Origin of the sequence: Intestinibaculum porci (genome assembly GCF_003925875.1) — a bacterium.
Taxonomy (GTDB): Bacteria; Bacillota_I; Bacilli_A; order Erysipelotrichales; family Coprobacillaceae; genus Intestinibaculum; species Intestinibaculum porci.
In genome coordinates, this window is the sequence record NZ_AP019309.1 from 2,830,987 (window position 1) to 2,852,228 (window position 21,242).

Sequence of the window (21,242 nt, forward strand, 5' to 3'; positions counted from 1 at the left end):
TTTAAATCAGATGATGTTTTTTAAATTCCTCAGCCATGTTTCCATCCATCACAATAGCCTCGGGCAAAGCATCTTTCAAGCCTAAATCATCCACCATTTCACATAAAGAAATGGCATCTTTGATCGATGCGTTTTCAAACTGCAGGACTGCTTTGACACCATCTGCCACGGTCACATTTTTCATGCGAATTTCCCCAGCAATGCCTGAAGCGTCTTCATGAAAATAAACAAACTGATAATCATTGCCATAAGCTTCTTCGACGAATTTGATCTTTTTTAAAGCATCCGTTTTAAAACCGATTTTATGAACGGCTTCTCCGCTGTATTTAGAAAGTTCGCAGATGCCTTCCTGCTCTTCAAAAGCTTTCACCCGTCGGCCGGTTTCGACATTGATCTGAGCCCCTTCTAATAATTTCCATAAACGTTTCTTAAGTAAGCGCACATCCATATAAATAATATCCGTTGTCTCTAACTGATACATTACGCCAACCCCATTGAGGGCTGCTTCTAGTTTATAAACATCTTCATTGGATAAGTTTTCATTCATTAATTCCTGAGCATGATCTTCGATATAACTGCCTGCACTCGCAATCACCCCATCTACCGGTAAAGGCAGATTTTTGAGCGCGCCGCGATTGTGTCGCGTACATAAATAAATTTTATGGCCTTGCTGGTGGAGAGCCAGAAAAGCATGAATAATGGCATCATCAACTTTGTGATGGGCTAGGAAAAGATCCATCTCAATAAATACATACTTCATGATATCACCACTTCTATTTTACTCAAAAGTACCTTTTGACTCAATCCCTTAACGATGTTCATCTTTCTTTTCCACCAGCGTTAAGGTAAAGAGAATGAGATAAATGACAATGACAACTAAAATAAAGCTCATATTGTCATTCACCATTAAGACATAATCATAAATACCATGGAAAATGATCGATAAAACAAGGCCAATGGCGAAATCTAAAGTATAAGGTCGATGGGCTAACTGTTTTCTTTTCGCATTAGCGAAAAAGATTCCCATCGGAATGGCAAATGACATATGTCCAGGAATGGAAGTGAGGGCGCGGACAAAGGCCGTACTGATTCCGCCAAGATAGACATACTTGACATTTTCTAAAATGGCAAAACCAAGTGAGACAAAAACCGCATAAACAATCCCATCGAAGCGATAATCAAAGGACGGGGCATCAAAGCTGATCTTCTTAAGGGCAAAGAATTTACAGCCTTCCTCAATCAAAGCGACACCAAAAAAGGCTTCAATAAAATAATGGAAACGACTGTTCCCGGGACCGATGATCATGTTAGCGAGCCATTCTAAGGCAATGGCGGGAATGATACAGGCCATCCCGCCGATCAGCAAGCGTCCAAGCAGGGACTTGGGCTCATGTTCGACTTCATCTAATTCATAAATGTACTTTAAAAGAATAATCGCTGGGACGACGGCCGCCGCCATATAAATAAAATTAATCGAGGCTAATGGATATAAGATAAACATGTAATTTTTCCTTTCTTTCTCATTAAAAGATGCGTATATTATAGCATATAAGGAGTGATATTATGAAACTATATGAAGAAAGCATGCCCGCTTCCATCGGTAATGCCATCTATCAGTATGGTGATAATTCTATTACCAAAATTATTCAGTACTTAGAAGTCGATGATGAGCATGGTTATATCTTAACCCCTGATGCTTTTTATTATGCCTTTAAAACCAAGGGTTCCTTCTTGTTAAAGGATTTAACTGACGTGATGATTCGCAAAGTCCGCCATCAGGAAAAAGAATTGATTTTAGTCGTCCATGGCATTCATCATATGTTCTATGCACATGACTTTGATTTTGGCGATTTATTAGACGCTTTAGAAGATCAAAAAGCCTTCACAATTACTTATCCGATGGCTTTAGATGACCGCATTCTCTATTTAATTGATGTCATTCTTCATGATATCGATGATGATGTCTATGAAGATACGACGCTCAATGACTTACAGAAAGAGCAGCTCAACAGTTATTTAGAAACAGTAAAAAATGCGGAAAGCCTCGATGATACCCATTTCCATATTGAGATGGAATTACTCGTCGATCATGTCATGGATCTATGCAATGCACTAGAACTCGATAGTGAAGAAATTGATGCATTAGCGCAGGCTCAGGAAGAAATGAATCAACAGGAAGATCAGATGTTTGATTCATTCAAAGATATGTATGCCCAAAACAAAGATAAAATCAAAGATGTAACCGGCATCGATATGGATGATCTGCAAAACAAATCACCAGAAGAACTCAATAGTATGGTTGATGATCTTTGCACCCGTTTCAACATTTCCAAAGATCAGTTGACAGAGTTAGCCAGCCGTTTTGCATCAAAACACAAATAAGCGCCTAAGCGCTTATTTTTTTGTAAACAAAGTATTCACAATGGCAATATATTGTTTGCCTAATTCAGAAAGCTGATGATCTTTTCCTAAGATATAACCAATTTGCATATTCTGGTTGGGATGTTCCGGATCTTCCTGGAAAGGAATAATGACATTTTCTTTCCCATTGAGATCTTCCTCAATAATTGATGAGCATAAAGTATAGCCATGAAGAGCATGCATGAAATTTAACATGGTAGCGCGATCATTGACTTTAATCGTCCGCGGATAGTGATGATCACTGAGAATTTCTTCCGCTAAGAAAGCGGAATCTGTTTCCCCCTGTTCAAAAGAAAGACATGGATAAGGTAAAAGCTCGTCAAAGGTAAGCGTCTGATGATGAGCTAAAGGATGATCACTCGCTAAATAGACATGAGCCCGGCATTCATAAAGGGCGTGGAACTGGACATTATAATCATCAAATAATCGTTTCAGAACTTTCTTATTGTACTTAGACAAAAAGAGAATGCCGATATCACTGCGATGACTCGCCACATCTTTAATCACTTCTTTGGTCTGCGTTTCCCGAAAGGCAAAATCATAATTAAGCGTATCATAACTTGATACCAGCTTTTCAAAAGCGCGCACCGCAAAGGTGTAATGTTGCGTCGAAACGGCAAATTTTGTTTTCAGCTGCCGTTTTCCGCCATAAGCATACTTCAGATTCTCATACTGAGAATATAACTCCTGCGCCTGGGTCAGGAAGGTGCTGCCTTCCCGAGTGAGAATAACCCCTTTTGAGGTTCTTTCAAAAATTCTAATCCCAATCTCTTCTTCGAGATCTTTGATCGCATTGGTTAAGGTCGGCTGAGAAATATAGAGATTTTCAGCGGTTTTATTCATCGAGCCATTTTCTGCCACCTTTAAGGCATAATAGATTTGTGTGAGTTTCATCACGATCCCCTCCTTTTGAACATCATAGCGAACTTCTATTAACCTATCAATACTATTTATAATAGGGTTTATAATAAACAAAAAGAAAAGACATGCCGGGAAAAGCATGCCTTCTGATGTCCATTATTATTATGACATCTTTGTTTACATTTTAGGGATAGGGAAATTTTATATGTTTGCTTATTGTCAGTCTCCTGACAAAATTACTATACGTAAGTTTTATGAATGGGATATGAACTTTTTGTTAATCTTCAACCTTACGGACAATCAAATCATAAGTTCCATCTTCATTGTTAATGAGCTTTAAGATCTGATGCCCTTCATCTTTAATACTGCGAGGGACATTCTGAACGGGTTCTCCATCGTTCATATGAACGGATAAAACCTGACCATCATCTAATTCTTCTAAAGCAACTTTCGCTTTCACAAAAGTAACGGGACAGACAACATCAGTAATGTCGACTGTTTCATCAATTTTAATATCAGCCATTGTATGCCTCCTTTAATGCTTTTTCTAAGCTGTCTTTGCCAACGCGCTGGATTGTAAAATAGAAACGTTCACTTGGTTTGGCATTGTCTTTAAACCAGTTAATGCAGGCATCGCAGACTCTTAATAAAGTATCATGATCTTTAATAAAAGGAACCATCGGTTCACCTTTGGTAATGGTATTGCCAAAGAGACCGCCAAAGCTTAACATGTAGCCCTGCTCTCCTGCATAAGCTGAAGTTGGACAGGCAAAGAAGCAGCGACCGCAGTTATTACATTTCTCATAATCTACCGTGATCTTGCCATCTTCTAAAGTAATGGCCCCTTTACGGCAGGCTTTTACACAGACCCCACACGAAATGCAGTCTTCTTCCTTCCAGGTCACCTGGATGCCGCCTTTAATACCTAAATCATTTTCTTCGGCTTTTAAACAGTTATTCTGACAGCCTGTTACCCCAAATTTAAACTTATGAGGCAGCTCTTTCCCAAAATAACGTTCCGCCAGTTCTTTAGCGATCGGCTGCGTCGCAATACAGCCATTAGGACAGGTTTCATTGCCCTGACAAGCTGTAATCGTACGCACACGCGGACCACAGACACCATTTCGGGCCCCGCCTTTGGCTAATGTTTCCTTAACGGCTTCAATATCTTTCAACTGAATAAAAGGAATTTCAATACCTTGACGGCTGGTTAAATGAATATAGCCGTGACCATAAGTATTGGCCACTTCCATAATGGCAGCTAATTCTTTGGCAGAGACCTGACCACCGGTTGTGGCCAAACGCATTGAGAAACAGTTTTTCTGTTTCTGACGCATAAATCCTCCTGCTTTTAATTCACTATAGTTAACGGCCATAATCATTCCTCCCTTAAATAATATTTAAATCTTCTTTTGTAGACTGACCATTTTCTACATGGAATGAATGAAGAACAGGTTCTTCGTTCATTAATGATAAAATCAAATAACTCGCTGATGAATCATAGGCCAAACGGATATCTTCCTGTGATGAACGGGAAGGTGATTCCGGATGTGAATGCCAGTTGCCAAGCGGCTTTAAACCATTCTGGCGCATATTCTTAATGGCCTCTAGCTGCGCTTTTGGGGTAATGGTAAAGTGCTCATTGGTATGATCGACATTTTCAATCAGATACACTTTTTCAATAACCCGGACGCCGTCTTCATCATGACCGGCAATTAAGCCGCACGCTTCTTCTGGCAAATTGGCCTTAGCGTGGGCAACCATCTTGTCATAATCAGCTTTTTTGAGTAAGACTTTCATCTTAATGCCCCGCTTTCAAATCACAGGCAGCCTGTTCATAATCAATTAATTTGGTAATTGTTGGATGATCACTGCAAACCGCGCAGCCTTTTCCTCTTGACGGTAATTTAATCGTATGAAATTCCATCTTTAACGCATCATATGTTAATAGTTTGCCAACTAACAATTCACCGACACCAGTAATATACTTGATCGCTTCCATCGCCTGCAGGCTGCCGATCACGCCGCCCATCGCCCCGATGACGCCTGCCTGTTTACAAGTTGGCACAGCATCTTTTGGTGGGGGTGATTTGAAGACACAGCGGTAACATGGACCTTCCCCCGGTACGACCGTCATTAACTGACCTTTAAAGCGGATAATACCGGCATGTGAGAAAGGCTTTTTCGCCATCACGCAAGCATCATTAATAAGGAACTTAGCTGGGAAGTTGTCGGTTCCATCTAAGATAAAATCATAATCCTTGATAATATCCATGATGTTATAAGATGTCATATATTCTTTATAAGTAATGACATTGACGTCAGGGTTAATGGCCTGCATCGTTTCTTTAGCACTTTCGACTTTGTCTTTACCAATATCGGCAGTCGTATGGATGACCTGTCTTTGCAGATTGGAGAGATCCACCACATCGGCATCGACAATACCGATGGTACCAACACCCGCGGCAGCCAGATAGAGGGCAGCTGGTGCCCCCAGACCCCCGGCGCCAATGATCAGCACTTTCGCATTGAGCAGTTTTTTCTGCCCCTTCACACCGATTTCTTTGAGGATGATGTGACGGGAATAACGCTCCAATTGTTCGTTTGTAAAACCCACTTAGCATCCTCCTCCCATGAAATATAAGAATTCCACTTCATCTCCATCTTTTAAAATTGTGGTATCAAAATTTTCCTGGTCAATAAATTCTTCATTGACAGAAACAGTCACATATAAAGGCATTTCAACCTTTTCCTCTTCTAATAATGAAGTAATATTTAAACCATCCTGATATTCTTTCTTTTCTCCAGATACGGTAATTTTCATTGTTTATTCTCCTTTGATCGCCTGATCGAAATCAGCCTTTAAATCTTCAATATCTTCAATCCCTACCGACACGCGAATAGTGCCTGGGTAAACGCCGGCACGTTCCTGCTCTTTGATTGTGTTATGCACGGCAATGGTACTAGCCGGATGGACTACTAAAGTTTTCACATCACCGATATTAGACACAATATGTGCCAGTTTTAAGCGATTAATAACCTGAAAAGCTTTTTCTTTATCGCCGACATCGCATGTTAATAAGCCGCCGCCATGACCATTTAATAAAGCGGTTAACGGGTCGTGTAAAGCGGGATAATTCACTTTAACGCCTAAGCTTTCTAAATGCTTAGCTAGGGCTAAGGCATTTTCACAGATGCGCTGCATGCGTAAACCTAATGTCTCTAAACCTAAGACATTGAGATAGGCATTCTGCGGGCTTAGACAGGCCCCGATGTTTTGTGATAAATCATCACGCAGACGCATGTAATAGGCCATCTTTTTGTATTTGCCATAAGCCTGTAAAGAAGGATACTGAGCGATATCCCAGGGAAAACGGCCCCCATCAATGATGACGCCGCTAATGGCATTAGAGGTGCCATTAATATACTTTGATGAGGAATGAATGACCACATCAGCGCCATGCTTTAAGGGCTGAATCAGATACGGCGTCGCAGCCGTATTATCGACAAAAAGCGGTAAGCCATGATCATGGGCGATGCTGCTCACTTTTTCCACATCTAAGATCTCTAATGATGGATTACTTAACATTTCCCCAAAGATCACTTTAGTATGAGCGTTGATTGTGCTTTCTAAAACAGCTGCATCATTTAAAGAAATGAAATGCGTGGTAATGCCATAATGGGCTAAATCCTTAAACAGTTCGATTGTGCCGCCATAAAGATTCCAGCCGGCGATAATTTCATCACCAGGCTGACAGATATTCAGGAAGGCTAAGGATAAAGCCGCCATCCCCGAGCTGCAGGCTAAGGCGCCGCGTCCGCCTTCAATGGCATTGATTTGACTTTCAAAAGCGGTAATTGTCGGATTGCCAATGCGGGTATAGGCATAACCCATCTTCTTATGGGCAAAGACTTTTTCCTGATCTTCCGCACTTTCAAATGTGAAAGCACTGCTTTGGACAATTGGAGGCAGAGTGGATTTCATGACACTTTCTCCCCCGTGTACTAATTGTGTATTAAATTTCATGTCTGCCTCCTTTCGCCTCCATTATACATTACCTACTAAACTAGCGTATATATAGATTTATAAGAACGTGTTATAAGATTTTTTTAGAACGCTTAAATATAATCTTTAAATTCACTGAGATCTTTTGATAACACCGTTAAATTCTTAAGCAGTGAGACAACGTCCTCTTCACTTAAAGCTTGATCATTGAAACTATTGAAATAGTTATCTACATGTAAGTTTGCCTCCTGCTTGGCATCTAAATAAACTAAGACAATGATACCCGCCGCATTGAGATGTTTGATCACTGTATTCACATCTTCATCAGCCTTAGGCTGATAAAGATACGTATGACGACCATAACGATATAATTCTCGTTCGATATACTGAACTGCTTCTAATGAGTAAACCTCTTTTCTTAGTCCGACATTAATCACTTTCTGACCATTTAAAGAGGCGCGTGCATCATCATCAATGATAGCCTCACGATTGTCATCGATCACGCCATTAACAACCCCGCAGGCACTTGTCATATTAGTAATACGGTCAATGAGAATAAATTCTCCCATGGTCTTATGGACATCAAAATCATCTAGGACGATATCATCGGTTAAGCTGACTTCAATTTCCGCTATTTCATTTTTGTGTAAAACATCCGCTTGATGTTTTTCCCCCGTGTTGACATCAATCAGATGATCGATCGCCGTCACCGTTCCAGGAATCAGCTTTGTGCCTAACTTGACAAAGAATGGCTTCTGATTGGTTAAAGGTTCCTGATCCATCCATAAGATGGTGCCTTTGAATGCATGCGTCACTCTTAATGTCGTATCTTTAACGAGAACGCAGCCACGCGATACATCGACTTCTTTATCTAAAGTGATCGTGACCGGATCGCCTAAAGAGGCGATATCTGATGCGCGATCACCAATAAAGATCTGTTTGACATGGGCTTTTTCCCCGCTTGGTAAAATGGTTAAAGGATCACCAACACGAATATGTCCGGCTTCAATCTGCCCCTGGAAACCACGGAATGTATGATCAGGACGACTCACGCGCTGCACTGGCATGTAGAAGCCTTCTTCCTGCGCTTCATCATCAACATCAACTATTTCTAAAAATGGTAAGAGCGCCTGTCCATGATACCAAGGCGTATGATCCGATAATGTGGTGACATTATCTCCAGCCGTGGCACTTAACGGAATAATGGTGACATTCTCTAAGTGTAATTCTTCTTTTAAATCTGCAATTTGGGCACTGATTTCATCAAAACGTTCCTGCGCATAATCCACTAAGTCCATCTTATTGACTGCGAAGACAAAGTGACGAATCCCCATCAACGCACAGATGCGGGCATGACGTTTGGTCTGGATTAATACGCCGGCGCTCGCATCAATCAAAATCACCGCTAAAGACGCAAAGGAAGCTCCTACCGCCATGTTGCGGGTATATTCTTCATGACCTGGTGTATCAGCAACGATGAAGGAACGATGATCAGTCGTAAAGTAACGATAAGCGACATCGATCGTGATCCCCTGTTCACGCTCTTCCGTTAAGCCATCTAAAAGAAGAGAATAATCAATGGCGCCGCCGCGGCTGCCAACTTTCGAATCTAATTCTAACGCTTTCTCCTGATCGGCATAGATGAGCTTTGAATCATAAAGAATATGACCAATTAATGTCGATTTGCCATCATCAACCGAACCACAGGTAATAAATTTAAGTAATCCTTTCATTAGAAATAACCTTCTTTCTTACGTCTTTCCATTGAGCCGCTTTCCTCATGATCGATAACACGGCTGGTACGTTCACTTTCGACCGCACTTAATGTTTCTTCAATAATTTCATCTAGCGTCTCGGCATTACTTTCAATGGCCCCCGTTAATGGGTAACAGCCTAAAGTTCTGAAACGCACTTTCTTCATCTCAATCTTTTCCCCTGGACGCAGCTTCAGACGATCATCATCCACCATGATGAGGTTGCCGTCTCTTTCAATAACTGGACGCTGCTTGGCGAAGTATAATGGTACAATTTCAATGTTTTCACGTTTGATATACTGCCAGATATCCTTTTCTGTCCAGTTGGAAATTGGGAAGACACGCATACTTTCGCCTTTATGAATGCGGGTGTTGTACAGTTTCCACATTTCCGGACGCTGGTTTTTTGGATCCCAGGCTTGGGCTTCATTACGGAACGAGAAGATACGTTCCTTGGCACGTGATTTTTCTTCATCACGACGCCCGCCGCCAAAGGCTGCCGTAAAACCATATTTCTTTAAAGCCTGTTTGAGCGCCTGGGTTTTCATAATGTCGGTATACGATGAACCGTAATCAAACGGATTGACACCGGCTTTAACGCCTTCCTGATTGGTGTAGGCGATCATTTCAATGCCTAACTCTTTAGCGATACGATCACGGAATGCAATCATTTCGTGAAATTTCCAGGTCGTATCGACATGCAAGAATGGAAAAGGCGGTTTTTCTGGATAGAATGCTTTTAATGCCAGGTGCAGCATCACTGAACTGTCTTTCCCAATCGAATAAAGCATCACCGGATTCTCGCATTCCGCCGCTACTTCTCGAATAATATATATAGCCTCAGCTTCTAAGGCATCTAAGTGCGATTGACTCATGATGATTCCTCCTAATATTGATTTGATTCTTTCTTATTGATCGTGATCGTCTGGTCTTTAAAGCGCCAGTAGGCATGATCCCCTTTTTCTTCATAATGCAGCGTGCCGCCGCGGCCGCCGATATCAGCACCGAGGAAAAAGGCGATCGCATCAAAATGACAAGCCTTTAAACAAGACGTACAGCCCCAGCAGTCACGGACACGATCAATATGCGCCTTGCCGTCTTCTTTGATTTTAATCAGATTGCCAGGGCAGGCTTCCACGCAGCCCTTGCAGCCGACACATTTTTCATCATTGATTTTAATGCTCATAAGACCCTCCTAGCTTACGTTTGATGATCGTGATGTCCCCATCGCGATAAACGGAATTGATAAAGACATCGTAATCGTGAGAAACATCTGGATAATCTTTATTTTCCGCAAAGCTATGCCATCTTGTCTCTTTCCGCGCCGCTAAGTGAGCGATCACTGAGAGGCAGACAACCAAACGTTCTTTTAATTCATATATTCTTAATAAGTCATCCGTATTTTTGGCGACTAACTGATCAGATAGCGGAATCAGTTCCTGGATATGGGCTTTCGCTAACGTAAGTGACGCTTCATTATACTGATAGTAACTGCCAATCCCACCAGCATACTGATCCATGATCTTCTGCATCGTTTCTTCTAAATCATCGACGCTAAATAACGCTTCTTGATTGGTAAAGAAATGTTCGTATTCCTGATCATCAAAAGAGACATGCAAAGGCAAAGATAATGAGGATAAATCCTGCAGGATGGTCTCCGCCGCGATCTCTCCTTCCGCTAAGCCGCCGGTGACATATTTCTGTGGCGCGCCGCCGGCTACATCCCCAGCCGCGTAGAGCCCTGTAAGCGTGGTGCGACGCTTATTATCAATCCAGTAGCCGCTAGCGGTATGACCGCCGACAATATAAGGTTCGGTGCCTTGAATTTCCACGTTCCGCTTGCTTGGGCCAATGCCCGCTTCTAACCATTTCAGCGTCTGACTTGGCGCCATGTTGAGGTAAGCCTTATAGAGATCTTCTTCCGCTTCCGAAGAAATCCCCTTTGTCCCCAGGTAACAAGGGCCGCGTCCTTCCAAAGTTTCATTCACCGTGCCATAAAGACGCTGAGAGGTTGTTAAACCATACTTCGTTTCATAGATTTCGCCTTTACTGTTTAACTGTTTCGCGCCAACGCCCTGCGCAATCGTCCCCGTAGGAGCGATCGTATCTTTACAGCGTAAAGCAATAAAACGCATTTCGAAGGTCGTCATCTCGGCGCCATTGAGAATCCCCATCGCATAACCGGCACCGGTATTAAATGGCGGATACCACATCTTATGACGAGAGAAGCCAGGATTATTGGGACGATAGAGGCCGCTCGCTCCGCCGGTCGCAATCAACGTCGCTTTGGCTTTGATGACATAGGCTTTCTTTTCATTAACATCAAAGCCATAAGCGCCCTTTACAGCCCCATCTTCCATCAGATAATTGGTAATATTGACATGATTGATAACTTTGATATGCGGATCTTTCACCATCGAAGCGAGGATCGGTTTGATGTTTTCCCCATTAATTTTGATATTCCGATTTCCTCTTGTGACATAGTCGCCATTTTCATCTTTCAAAATGACTAAACCATGATCTTCTAATTCCTTAACCGTCTGATTGACCCGTTCACACATCGATAACAGTAAGTCTTCCCGCGCGATGCCATGGGCATCTTTCATCGCATAATCGACATAGAATTGGGGATCATGCCTTTTGGTGATATAACAGTTAATCGCATTGACGCCGGCAGCTAAACAGCCAGAGCGTTTGATGTTGGCCTTTTCGGCGATGATCACCTGGACATCGGACTTTTTCGCTAACGTATACGCCGCATAGCAGCCGGCCGTGCCGCCGCCGATAATGAGTACATCGGTTTCTAATATTTCTCTTTCCATAAACTCCTCCTAAATAACAACGGATTCATCTGTCGTGATATTCGGATTACAGATGACTTGTAAGGTATTATGTTCACCATAGACAAACAGACGATAAATAAGCACTTTCACCGCTTCACCGACTTCTAACATCGCCTCTTCGACCTGTCTGGTGCCGGTGATCTCCTGCCCTTTAACCGTAATGGTATATTCAATCTCTTTTCCTCTAAATAACCGTTTCTTGACGATCCCGTCTTCCACAGCATTGATATATTTGATGTATTCCCCCGCTTTATAGATCGCTATATTTTCACTGCGCAAAACCGCCTGATGGGCCTTTAAATCTTCAAAGCCTTTGAAGCGGCCCGGCTGATGAATGCGGTTAGGATGCCCGATAAATTCCACTACGAAACTGCTTTCTGGCTGTTTATAAATAGCGATCGGACTGCCTTTTTGTTCAATCCGGCCATGATTGGTAACGATAATTTCATCAGCCACTTCAATCGCTTCTTCCTGATCATGCGTCACAAAGATACTCGTAATTCCGACTTTGCGAATCATCTCTTTAAGCCAGGTTCGCAGTTCAATACGGACTTTCGCATCGATCGCCGCAAACGGTTCATCGAGTAAAAGCAATTCTGGATTGGGGGCTAAAGCGCGGGCAAAAGCGACACGCTGACGCTGTCCGCCGGAAAGCTCATAAGGATAACGATTGCCGAGCCCTTCTAAGTTCACGAGTTTTAATAACTCCTGCACCCGCTCATCGATCTCTTTGCGTTTCCACTTAGCCACCTTTAAGCCAAAAGCGATATTGTCATAGACAGTCATATAGCGAAAGAGCGCATAGTTCTGAAAGACAAAGCCAATCCCGCGCTTGGCAGCGGGGATATCATTGACTTTCTTGCCATCAATGAGAATCTCTCCGCTATCGGCATTCTCTAAACCGGCAATCATTCTCAGGATCGTGGTTTTCCCGGATCCTGAAGGACCTAATAATGCAATCAGCTGTCCTTTCTGAATAGAAAAGGAAATATCATCACTGGCTTTATAATCGTTATACATTTTATTGATATGACGTAATTCAACATAGCTTTGATCCATTTAGAGATCCCCCTTTCGCAGCGCAATCAGCTGCCTGAAAAATAACATGATGAGGGCCATAAAGACGAGCACGCTTGATAAAGCAAAGGCGCCAACGAAATCATACCCCTGATATAAGAATTCGATATATAAAGGCATCGTCATCGTCTTGCCAAGCAAATGACCGGAAATAATTGAGACCGCGCCAAATTCTCCCATCGCTCTGGCCATCGTTAAAACGATGCCATAAAGAAGCAGTCCTTTCACCTGTGGGTAGGTGATCTTCTTAAAGATCGTCCAGGCGCTTGCGCCCATCAAAGCAGCGGCTTCTTCTTCATCAGTGCCGCGCGTATTTAAGACAGGGATGATTTCCCTTGAGACAAAAGGAAAGGTCACGAAAATTGTGACTAACACAATCCCTAAAGGAGCAAACATTACTTCTAAATTAAGCTTCTCCAATAGCGAATAAAGAATACTCTGACGCCCATACGTCAGGACATAGACAAGTCCGCCAACAACAGGTGAAATCGTTAATGGTAAATCAATGAGTGCTGAGATGACTCGTTTGCCTTTAAATTGATAACGCGTTAGTAAGTTAGAGGCGAGCAAACCGAAGAGCGTATTAACGAGGACACAGATGACAGACACGACTAATGTCAGCACAATGGCATCGATCGCATAAGTCGTGAAGACGGCCTGCGAAAAGGTTTTCCAGCCTTTTGAAAAAGCGGTCCCCAGGCAATAAAGCAAGGGCAATATCAGCATGAAAAAGACAAAGAGATACGTTATCAAAATAAGTATTTTTGCGGTTTTAGATTTTTTCATAAGCGCACCTCCTTAAATCGTTGCTTTGACGCTTTCTTTTGACTGTATAAAAGCATTTAAGAATAAAATGAGAAATGACATGGCTAACATGACTAACGCAATCGCTGTAGCACTAGCATAATCGAATGACTGCAGTTTACTCATCACGAGAATCGCGGTGATTTCGGTTTTAAAGGGCTGATTGCCGGCGATAAAGACAACCGCGCCATATTCCCCGATACCGCGGGCAAAGCTCATGGTCACGCCGCTGACTAAAGCAGGAAAGATTTCTGGTAAAAGAACATGGCGAAAGGTATAGCCTTCATCCGCTCCCAGCATTTCCGCCGCTTCCTCATAGGCATGATCAATCTTTTCTAAAACTGGCTGCAGGGTTCTCACGACAAAGGGAAAACCGACAAAGATTAAGGCAACGATCATCCCTAAGCGGGTATATGCAATCTTAATTCCAAAAAGACCGGCAAACTGTCCGACGATCCCATGCCTGCTTGTCAGATAAGCTAAGGAAATTCCCGCCACCGCCGTCGGTAAGGCAAAGGGCAATTCAATGACGCTATTGACGAAGCTTTTAAAAGGAAAGTCATAACGGACTAACACCCAGGCGACGATCAAGCCCATCACCCCATTGACCAGGGCGGCGATCAAAGCTGTTTCTAAAGTTACGCCGTAACTAGCCATCACCCGCGCATCCGTCACAATCTTCACAAATTCAGAAAAACTGATGTGTGAGGTGTAGATGATAATCGAACACAAGGGCATTAACACAACCAAGCTTAACATGATTATGGTGAGGGAAAAATTCACCCCAAAGCCAGGAATGACACGTTTATTTGTAGATTTCATCAAAATACCCCCCATCCTGAAAATGGACTTTCGTTGCTTTTGCCCAGCCGCCAAAATGCTCAATCGTTGTCATCGAAAGATCATCGACAATCCAGCATTTCGTTAATTTTTTAATGGTATGGCTTTGATGCGTCGCGCGCTGCTTTTGATAAATCGTTTGATTCACCGGACGATAATAATTTTGCGCAATCAGACGCTGCGCCGAGGCACTATAAAGATGTTTGATATAGACATTAGCCACCTTGCGCGTGCCTTTTTCTTTAACAACTTCATCGACTAACGCCACTGTTGGCTGACATAAAATACTGGCGCTAGGAATAATCATTTCATAATCCCCAGGATTTTCTTTCATCGTTAAATAGGCTTCATTTTCCCAGGTTATCAAAACATCCCCTTCACCGTTTTCACAGAAAGTGGTTGTGGAAGCCCTTGAGCCAGAATCTAAGACCAACACGTTATGATACAAAGCTTTCATCTGTTTTTTGATCTGCGTCACCCTTAACCCTTGTTTTTCAAACGCATACCAGGCTGCCAGATAGTTCCAGCGGGCCCCGCCGCTCGTTTTCGGATTAGGGGTAATGACACCGACATTCTTTTTCGTTAAGTCCTGCCAGTCATGAATCTTTTTGGGATTGCCTTTTCTTACTAAAAAGACGATCGTTGATGTATAAGGTGCTGACTGATGCGGATAATGGTGCATATATCCTTGTTTGATTAAGCCGCTTTTCATGAGCGTATCCACATCACTTTGAACCGCTAAGGAGACAACATCACCTTTAAGACCATTATCGACTTCTAAGGCCTGTTTACCGCTGCCGCCATGGGACTGCACCACGGTTACAGCCTGGTGATACGTTTTCTGATAATAGTGGATAAACTGCTTATTATATGCACTGTATAATTCTCTTGTCGGATCATAGGAGACATTAGTGATCGACAATTTTTGCGTTTTCTGACAGCCGCTTAAGCTTGCCATCATCACAAAGCAGGTAACGATATATTTCAAGAATTTCATTGTCTTCACTCCTTCCTATTTTCCTACTGTTTTATTGTGTTTATGATAGCACAAAAGGAGAATACGGTGTTCTATGAAAAAAAGAGAGCCAGTCATAAAATAATTTTATAACTGACTCTCATTACCTCATAAATTGTCGACGCTTCATTATAAATCACTATTCGTGAGTTCTTCGTTTTCGTAAGTTGTTCGCTTTGACTGATCTTTTTTGACTTCCCCAGCATCAAACTTTACGACCTTAGGTGTGTCTGAAGATGTATCAAATAAATTGACGCCTAAAGACCATTCTTCTAATTCTTTTTCTTTAGTATCTTCATCTTTTGCTTTTACTTTAATAGCCATATGATTTCACCCCTCTCATCAATATTATACATAAGAGCTAATATCTTTCAAAGAAATTCTCTATTTAAATTGAATATTAGTATCAAGGATGTTATAATAACTTAGCACTTGAAAAAAGCCGAAGTAGCTCCAATCGGTAGAGCAGCTCACTCGTAATGAGAAGGTTTGTGGGTTCGAGTCCCATCTTCGGCACCACTTGTTTATGACCATCACGTTGTGATGGTTTTTTCTTATGTCAAAAGAAAACCTGGTCAAATGACCAGGTTAAGCTAAGTCCTCACCATTGCTGGCAATGACCTTTTTATACCAGTAGAAGGAATCTTTCTTTTCGCGAGAAAAATCACCAGTCCCATCATCAAAACGATTGACATAAATATAGCCATAACGTTTTGCATATTCACCTGTTGAGGCAGAGACTAAGTCGATGCAGCCCCATGAAGTATAGCCAAATAAGTCGACCCCATCTAACACTGCTTCATGCATTTGTTCGATATGGGCACGCAGGTAATCAATGCGGTACTGATCATGGATCTTGCCATCTTCACTCTTTTTGTCGTAAGCGCCTAAACCATTTTCTACGACCATAATTGGCAGCTGATAACGATCATAGATTTCATTTAACGAATAACGTAAACCGATCGGATCGATCTGCCAGCCCCAGTCGCTTGCCTTTAAGTAAGGATTGCTGGTACCGCCCATCATATTGCCAGCGACTTCATTTCCTTTTTCCGTGTGGACAGTCTGACAGAATGACATATAGTAAGAGCAGGTATAGAAATCAACTGTGCCTTCCTTTAAGATTTCTTCATCACCATCCGCCATCTCAATATGGATATTGTTTTCTTTAAAGTAACGATGCATATAAGATGGATAATAACCGCGACACTGAACATCAGAGCAGAACCAGTTCATGCGATGGTTATGCTGCTGTGTGAGGATCTGATCAGCTGGATCAGGAGTGAGCGGATAAGATGTTGCCATAATCTGCATACAGCCGACCTGATAATGGGGATCAATCTCATGAGCTAATTTCACAGCTAAAGCACTTGCCACAAATTCATGATGTAAAGCCTGGAAACGAATCTGTGGATCATCTTTAGGATGCATAAACTCAGTTGGTTTTTCTAATTCATTGAGCACCCCTAATGCCAGATAACCGCCCACAGGGTTGGTCCCATTATTGATTTCATTAAATGTCAGCCAGTATTTGACTTTGCCTTTGTAACGCTCAAAGACGGTGCGACAATATTTGATAAAGCAATCAATCGTCTTTCTTGAGGCGAAACCATTATATTTTTTCACCAGTTCAAAAGGAATTTCATAATGACACAAGGTAATGAGTGGTTCAATATTGTATTTGCGACATTCATCAATCAAATCTTCATAAAAAGCTAAACCTTTTTCATTTGGTTCATCTTCTAGTCCAGTTGGGTAAATACGTGTCCAGTTAATGGAAAAACGATACACTTTAAAGCCCATTTCCGCAAAGAGCTTAATATCTTCTTTATAGCGATGATAATGATCAATCGCCACATGTGATGGATAATAGGTTCCTTCTTGTAATTGTGGGGTAATTCGTTTAGAAGATGTGGCAGAACCGCCCGTTGAGATATCGGAAATCGAAATCCCTTTGCCGTCTTCATTCCAGGCACCTTCTAACTGATTGGCAGCGGTAGCCCCGCCCCATAAAAAACCTTTTGGAAAACTCATTTTTTCTTCTCCTCCTTTTATTTCCTAGGCAATCACTTCCAGCATTTCTGCTTTCGCTGTGATCTTTCCTTTCTTTTTTATCATAACATCTTTAAATGCACTTGTATTGGTAATGACAACCGGCGTCTGAATTACGTAGCCTTCTTTCACTAACATGGCAAAATCCACCTCCATCAGCAGATCCCCCTGATTCACATGATCACCCTGTTTAATATGAGGTGTAAAGCCTTTGCCTTCAAGCTGAACAGTATTGAGACCAATATGAATCAGAACTTCTACACCATCATCAGATGTTAAACCGATAGCATGCAGGGTTGGGAATAAAGTGGATACAGTTCCTGATACGGGTGCATAAATAGGTGTAGCTGAACTGATTGATGGCATAATACCACAGCCTTTTCCTAAAGCACCGCTGGCAAAAGCCGCATCTTTTAATTCTTCTAAAGCGATCACTTCGCCATCCACAGGACTGTCGATGCTTGCATCACGTACTGTCTTGGTATCCTCTTTCGCGGAGTCGATCGCTGCTGCAGTGTCATCTTTCCATAAGAAATAAGTAAGAACAAAACCGATCACCATAGCCACAGCAATCCCAATGAGAACATTCATCATGCCTGATGCATCACCTTTTGGGGAGATATAGTTTGTCACACCAAAGATACCTAAACCACCATAAATATAACATTTTGTGCCTAAAGCATTGATCAGACCGCCGGCTACACCGCCACCGATCATTGATGCGATAAATGGCGTTTTAGCTGGTAATGTGAAACCATAGATAGAAGGTTCAGTAACCCCGCATAAACCAGAAATAACAGCAGGTAATGCTAGATTCTTTCTCTTCTTATCCTTCATCTTCAGATACATCGCAAATAAAGCGGCGGTCTGGGCAAAAGAGGCACCAAAGAAACCAGTAAAGAGAATCGTATCATAGCCTAATTGTGATAAGTTGAGTAATCCGAGTGGTACTAAAGCCCAATGTAAGCCAAAGATGACTAATGCCTGCCAGAAGAAACCAACAACAGCACCGGTGGCAACTGGTGATGCTTTATATAACATTGAAAAGAATCCTGATAATAAGTTGGTCAGTAAAGTGACAACTGGACCGATGATAAGGAAGCCTAAAGGTAAGGTAATCAGTAAGACAAAGAATGGCACAAAGAAATTCTGTAACATCTCCGGCACGATCTTTTTTGCAACTTTTTCAATCTTTGCAGCTAAGGCTGTAAGTAATAAAACAGGTACGACCGTTGACGTATAATTACCGGCTAAGAAAGGAATGCCAGCAAATGTCTTATAGTATTTACCAAAGACTGGCAGTGTGCCTAACGCCTTGCCACTACTGAACGCACTCAACTGAATAGTTGGATAGCACAGGGCTAAACCGATGACCATCCCGATCATTGGATTCAGTTTGAATTTTTTAGCTGATGCAAAGCCTAAAGCAACTGGTAAGAAATAGAAGATTGCATCTCCGGTCGCATTTAAGATCGCATACGTTCCCGTTGCACTATAGCTGCTCCCCATTAAAAAAGATAAGAGAGCATTGAGGCCCTTAATAATACCTGCCGCACACATCACCCCTAAAATAGGTGAGAAGCAGCCAGAAATGATATCCATGAGTTTATTGAAAACACCTTTTGGTGCTTCTTCCTCTTCTTCAGCACCTTGTGCGGCAATACCAGCCACCGCACAGACATCTTCATACACATAAGGCACTTTATTGCCAATAACGACCTGGTACTGACCAGCTGAATGCATGACAGTTACGACTTCATCCATAGCTTCAATCTTCTTATCATTCGCTTTACTTTCATCCTTTAAGCGAAATCTTAATCTCGTAATACAATGTGTGACACTATTAATGTTTTCTGTTCCGCCAACTTCTTTGACGATTTCTTTTGCAAGTTGTTCATATTTTCCCATTTTTCTTTTTCCTCCGTTAATCATGAACTTCAATTCTTATACGAAGGTTTGGCCAACTCAATGTTACCATCCATGAAAAACTTTAATCCTTACCCTTAGCCTCAACTCCTTTACACATCAAATATCTATCCTTTCGTAATCAGTCGTTCAATATGAATCGTCAGATACATTTGTTCTTCTGATGAAAGATCATATTTATACGTTTTTTTGCAGTACACAGCAATCTTTTCAGTGCAGGCACTGGCTTCTTTATATTTCAATTTGATCAGATCATAAAGATCCTGATCACCCGTATCATCAAAAGTTTTCTTTTTAATTAAACGCTGAGCAAAAAAGCGCAAGTGTGTCATAAAGCGATAGTAATAAACGCTTTCGGTGTTAAATTCACGATGGAAACTATACTTGATGATATTCATCACTTCCTGCATGACCTTAGTGATATCATAGATATTTTCAATATTACCTTCAGAAAGTTCCGCATTAACAAAGTGCAAAGCAATAAAACCTGCTTCATCCTTAGGCAGTGCAACATCAAACTTTTCCTCAATCTTTTTTAAAGCATATTCACCAACTTCAAATTCATAAGGATAAAACTTTTCAATATCCCAAAGCAAAGCATTCTTTACTGTAATACCATCTTTAAATCTTTTGATGGAACCATACATATGATCCGTTAAATCAATATTAATTTTTTCATCTAACTTATTACCGAGCGTGGTCTTGGCATAGTTAATAATCTCCTGAGAGAGATCAATATATTCATAAGGAATCTCAGAAAAGAGATGAATATACATATCAAACGTTTTAGGGGTAGAGGATACAAATGTCTTATTGACTTTTGATTCATCAATTTCATCACCTGCATGTTTCGAGAAATAAATGCCTTTCCCCATTACAATCTTTTCTTGACCTTCACTTTCAATAATAGCCACATTGTTATTGAGAACACGCTTAATTTCCATCTATATCTCCTTTCCAAAAGAAAAATACCTACAAACACCTAAAATCTGCATACGAAAAGAATCATAGACACATTCTATTTGTTTATAGGTATAGCTCTTTCGATTACTATCCTTGCAGGCATTACTTTATCATAACGCTTTCATCTTTGCAACAACTTTTTAAGCGTTTTCAAAAGAAATGTCATATTATTCAACAGTAATGAAAGAATAACATAAGAGGAATCACTAAAACATGATAGGATTTCATAGCAGTCATCCTCGTGCGTTTCTTTTGCTTCTTTAATACTTATCGACAGTAATGGTGGATTTCTTATCACATTGGAGTTCCTGTTCACATAAATGGTGACTTTCTTCTTTGCTCAGAGCTCTTTTCCACCGTCATTGTGCGTTACTTCCCCTTTTTTATGTTTATCGACAGCGTTGGTGGATTATTTGTGTTTCTGAATGTGTTATTCACTGCTTTAGTGGATAAATATGATTATCAGAAATGATGTTCACATTTCATGAGCGCAATTAAAAAAGCGTGAGGTATAAATCTCACGCAAAACAAAAGCACCTCATCTGAGGTGCTATCGACCGGCAGCGTTCTATTGTCGCCATTTCTGACTATCGTCGACGCTGTGATGCTTAACTTCCGTGTTCGGCATGGGTACGGGTGTCTCCATCACGCCATCGCTACCGGATCTCAGGATCTCCCCT

At 41.6% G+C, this 21,242-nt stretch carries 22 protein-coding genes, 1 tRNA gene and 1 rRNA gene; 2 read left to right on the top strand and 22 right to left on the bottom strand.

The features are described from left to right. Position 1: 1 nt before the first annotated feature. Together SG0102_RS13585 and SG0102_RS13590 are read right to left on the bottom strand one after the other, a co-directional pair. Positions 2 to 760: an HAD hydrolase family protein gene (locus SG0102_RS13585; RefSeq protein ID WP_125120438.1), complete on the bottom strand. Its 759-nt coding sequence runs from the start codon at positions 758 to 760 to the stop codon at positions 2 to 4. A gap of 48 nt (positions 761 to 808) precedes the next feature. Next, complete coding sequence (locus SG0102_RS13590; RefSeq protein ID WP_125120439.1) at positions 809 to 1,501, bottom strand: PrsW family intramembrane metalloprotease; 693 nt, start codon at positions 1,499 to 1,501, stop codon at positions 809 to 811. Positions 1,502 to 1,563: 62 nt separating this feature from the next. Between SG0102_RS13590 and SG0102_RS13595 the strand changes: the two genes are divergently transcribed. Continuing rightward, complete coding sequence (locus SG0102_RS13595; RefSeq protein WP_125120440.1) at positions 1,564 to 2,382, top strand: hypothetical protein; 819 nt, start codon at positions 1,564 to 1,566, stop codon at positions 2,380 to 2,382. 12 nt (positions 2,383 to 2,394) lie between these two features. Here SG0102_RS13595 and SG0102_RS13600 read toward each other — a convergent pair whose 3' ends face one another. The 16 genes from SG0102_RS13600 to SG0102_RS13670 form a co-directional block, all read right to left on the bottom strand. After that, the gene (locus SG0102_RS13600; RefSeq protein ID WP_125120441.1) at positions 2,395 to 3,315 is read right to left on the bottom strand and encodes a LysR family transcriptional regulator; all 921 of its coding nucleotides are present in this window, start codon (positions 3,313 to 3,315) and stop codon (positions 2,395 to 2,397) included. Positions 3,316 to 3,559: 244 nt separating this feature from the next. After that, positions 3,560 to 3,805, bottom strand: a complete 246-nt coding sequence (locus SG0102_RS13605) for a sulfurtransferase TusA family protein (protein ID WP_125120442.1) — start codon at positions 3,803 to 3,805, stop codon at positions 3,560 to 3,562. Then, a complete protein-coding gene (locus SG0102_RS13610; RefSeq protein WP_125120443.1) occupies positions 3,798 to 4,658 on the bottom strand; it encodes a 4Fe-4S binding protein in 861 nt (286 codons plus the stop codon). The genes SG0102_RS13605 and SG0102_RS13610 overlap by 8 nt, the downstream gene beginning before the upstream one ends. Before the next feature lie 13 nt (positions 4,659 to 4,671). Further along, the gene (locus SG0102_RS13615; RefSeq protein ID WP_125120444.1) at positions 4,672 to 5,082 is read right to left on the bottom strand and encodes a M67 family metallopeptidase; all 411 of its coding nucleotides are present in this window, start codon (positions 5,080 to 5,082) and stop codon (positions 4,672 to 4,674) included. Position 5,083: 1 nt separating this feature from the next. Beyond that, complete coding sequence (thiF, locus tag SG0102_RS13620; RefSeq protein ID WP_125120445.1) at positions 5,084 to 5,899, bottom strand: thiazole biosynthesis adenylyltransferase ThiF; 816 nt, start codon at positions 5,897 to 5,899, stop codon at positions 5,084 to 5,086. Further along, entirely contained in the window at positions 5,900 to 6,106 is a 207-nt protein-coding gene (gene thiS, locus SG0102_RS13625) for a sulfur carrier protein ThiS (RefSeq protein ID WP_125120446.1), read from the bottom strand. Positions 6,107 to 6,109: 3 nt separating this feature from the next. Beyond that, complete coding sequence (locus tag SG0102_RS13630) at positions 6,110 to 7,309, bottom strand: aminotransferase class V-fold PLP-dependent enzyme (RefSeq protein WP_125120447.1); 1,200 nt, start codon at positions 7,307 to 7,309, stop codon at positions 6,110 to 6,112. A 92-nt stretch (positions 7,310 to 7,401) separates the two neighbouring features. After that, positions 7,402 to 9,021, bottom strand: coding sequence for a sulfate adenylyltransferase subunit 1 (locus tag SG0102_RS13635; protein WP_125120448.1), 1,620 nt, complete (start codon positions 9,019 to 9,021; stop codon positions 7,402 to 7,404). Further along, a complete protein-coding gene (cysD, locus tag SG0102_RS13640) occupies positions 9,021 to 9,917 on the bottom strand; it encodes a sulfate adenylyltransferase subunit CysD (RefSeq protein ID WP_125120449.1) in 897 nt (298 codons plus the stop codon). The genes SG0102_RS13635 and cysD overlap by 1 nt, the downstream gene beginning before the upstream one ends. Before the next feature lie 11 nt (positions 9,918 to 9,928). Then, on the bottom strand, positions 9,929 to 10,228 hold the full coding sequence (locus SG0102_RS13645; protein ID WP_125120450.1) for an indolepyruvate ferredoxin oxidoreductase subunit alpha: 300 nt from the start codon (positions 10,226 to 10,228) through the stop codon (positions 9,929 to 9,931). Further along, positions 10,218 to 11,864 (bottom strand): adenylyl-sulfate reductase subunit alpha, encoded by a 1,647-nt coding sequence (locus SG0102_RS13650; RefSeq protein WP_125120451.1) that lies wholly within the window; start codon positions 11,862 to 11,864, stop codon positions 10,218 to 10,220. The genes SG0102_RS13645 and SG0102_RS13650 overlap by 11 nt, the downstream gene beginning before the upstream one ends. A 9-nt stretch (positions 11,865 to 11,873) precedes the next feature. After that, the gene (locus SG0102_RS15495) at positions 11,874 to 12,944 is read right to left on the bottom strand and encodes an ABC transporter ATP-binding protein (RefSeq protein WP_179951174.1); all 1,071 of its coding nucleotides are present in this window, start codon (positions 12,942 to 12,944) and stop codon (positions 11,874 to 11,876) included. After that, positions 12,945 to 13,748 (bottom strand): sulfate ABC transporter permease, encoded by an 804-nt coding sequence (locus SG0102_RS15500; RefSeq protein WP_179951175.1) that lies wholly within the window; start codon positions 13,746 to 13,748, stop codon positions 12,945 to 12,947. A 12-nt stretch (positions 13,749 to 13,760) separates the two neighbouring features. Beyond that, positions 13,761 to 14,588 carry a sulfate ABC transporter permease subunit CysT gene (gene cysT / locus SG0102_RS13660; RefSeq protein WP_125120452.1) on the bottom strand — a complete coding sequence of 276 codons (828 nt, stop codon included), beginning with the start codon at positions 14,586 to 14,588 and terminating at the stop codon, positions 13,761 to 13,763. Beyond that, on the bottom strand, positions 14,572 to 15,603 hold the full coding sequence (locus SG0102_RS13665) for a sulfate ABC transporter substrate-binding protein (protein ID WP_125120453.1): 1,032 nt from the start codon (positions 15,601 to 15,603) through the stop codon (positions 14,572 to 14,574). The genes cysT and SG0102_RS13665 overlap by 17 nt, the downstream gene beginning before the upstream one ends. 147 nt (positions 15,604 to 15,750) lie before the next feature. Next, positions 15,751 to 15,945 (bottom strand): hypothetical protein, encoded by a 195-nt coding sequence (locus tag SG0102_RS13670; protein ID WP_125120454.1) that lies wholly within the window; start codon positions 15,943 to 15,945, stop codon positions 15,751 to 15,753. A 117-nt stretch (positions 15,946 to 16,062) separates the two neighbouring features. On the opposite strand from SG0102_RS13670, the gene SG0102_RS13675 reads away from it, so the two are divergent. Further along, positions 16,063 to 16,140: transfer RNA gene (locus tag SG0102_RS13675), tRNA-Thr, on the top strand. A gap of 69 nt (positions 16,141 to 16,209) precedes the next feature. Here the strand turns inward: SG0102_RS13675 and SG0102_RS13680 are convergent. From SG0102_RS13680 to rrf, 4 genes are all read right to left on the bottom strand, one after another. Continuing rightward, positions 16,210 to 17,655: a glycoside hydrolase family 1 protein gene (locus tag SG0102_RS13680; protein ID WP_125120455.1), complete on the bottom strand. Its 1,446-nt coding sequence runs from the start codon at positions 17,653 to 17,655 to the stop codon at positions 16,210 to 16,212. A gap of 24 nt (positions 17,656 to 17,679) precedes the next feature. Then, positions 17,680 to 19,581, bottom strand: coding sequence for a beta-glucoside-specific PTS transporter subunit IIABC (locus SG0102_RS13685; RefSeq protein ID WP_125120456.1), 1,902 nt, complete (start codon positions 19,579 to 19,581; stop codon positions 17,680 to 17,682). Between the two features lie 125 nt (positions 19,582 to 19,706). Next, entirely contained in the window at positions 19,707 to 20,543 is an 837-nt protein-coding gene (licT, locus tag SG0102_RS13690; protein WP_125120457.1) for a BglG family transcription antiterminator LicT, read from the bottom strand. A gap of 574 nt (positions 20,544 to 21,117) precedes the next feature. Beyond that, positions 21,118 to 21,226 (bottom strand): 5S ribosomal RNA (gene rrf, locus SG0102_RS13695). Positions 21,227 to 21,242: the final 16 nt, after the last annotated feature.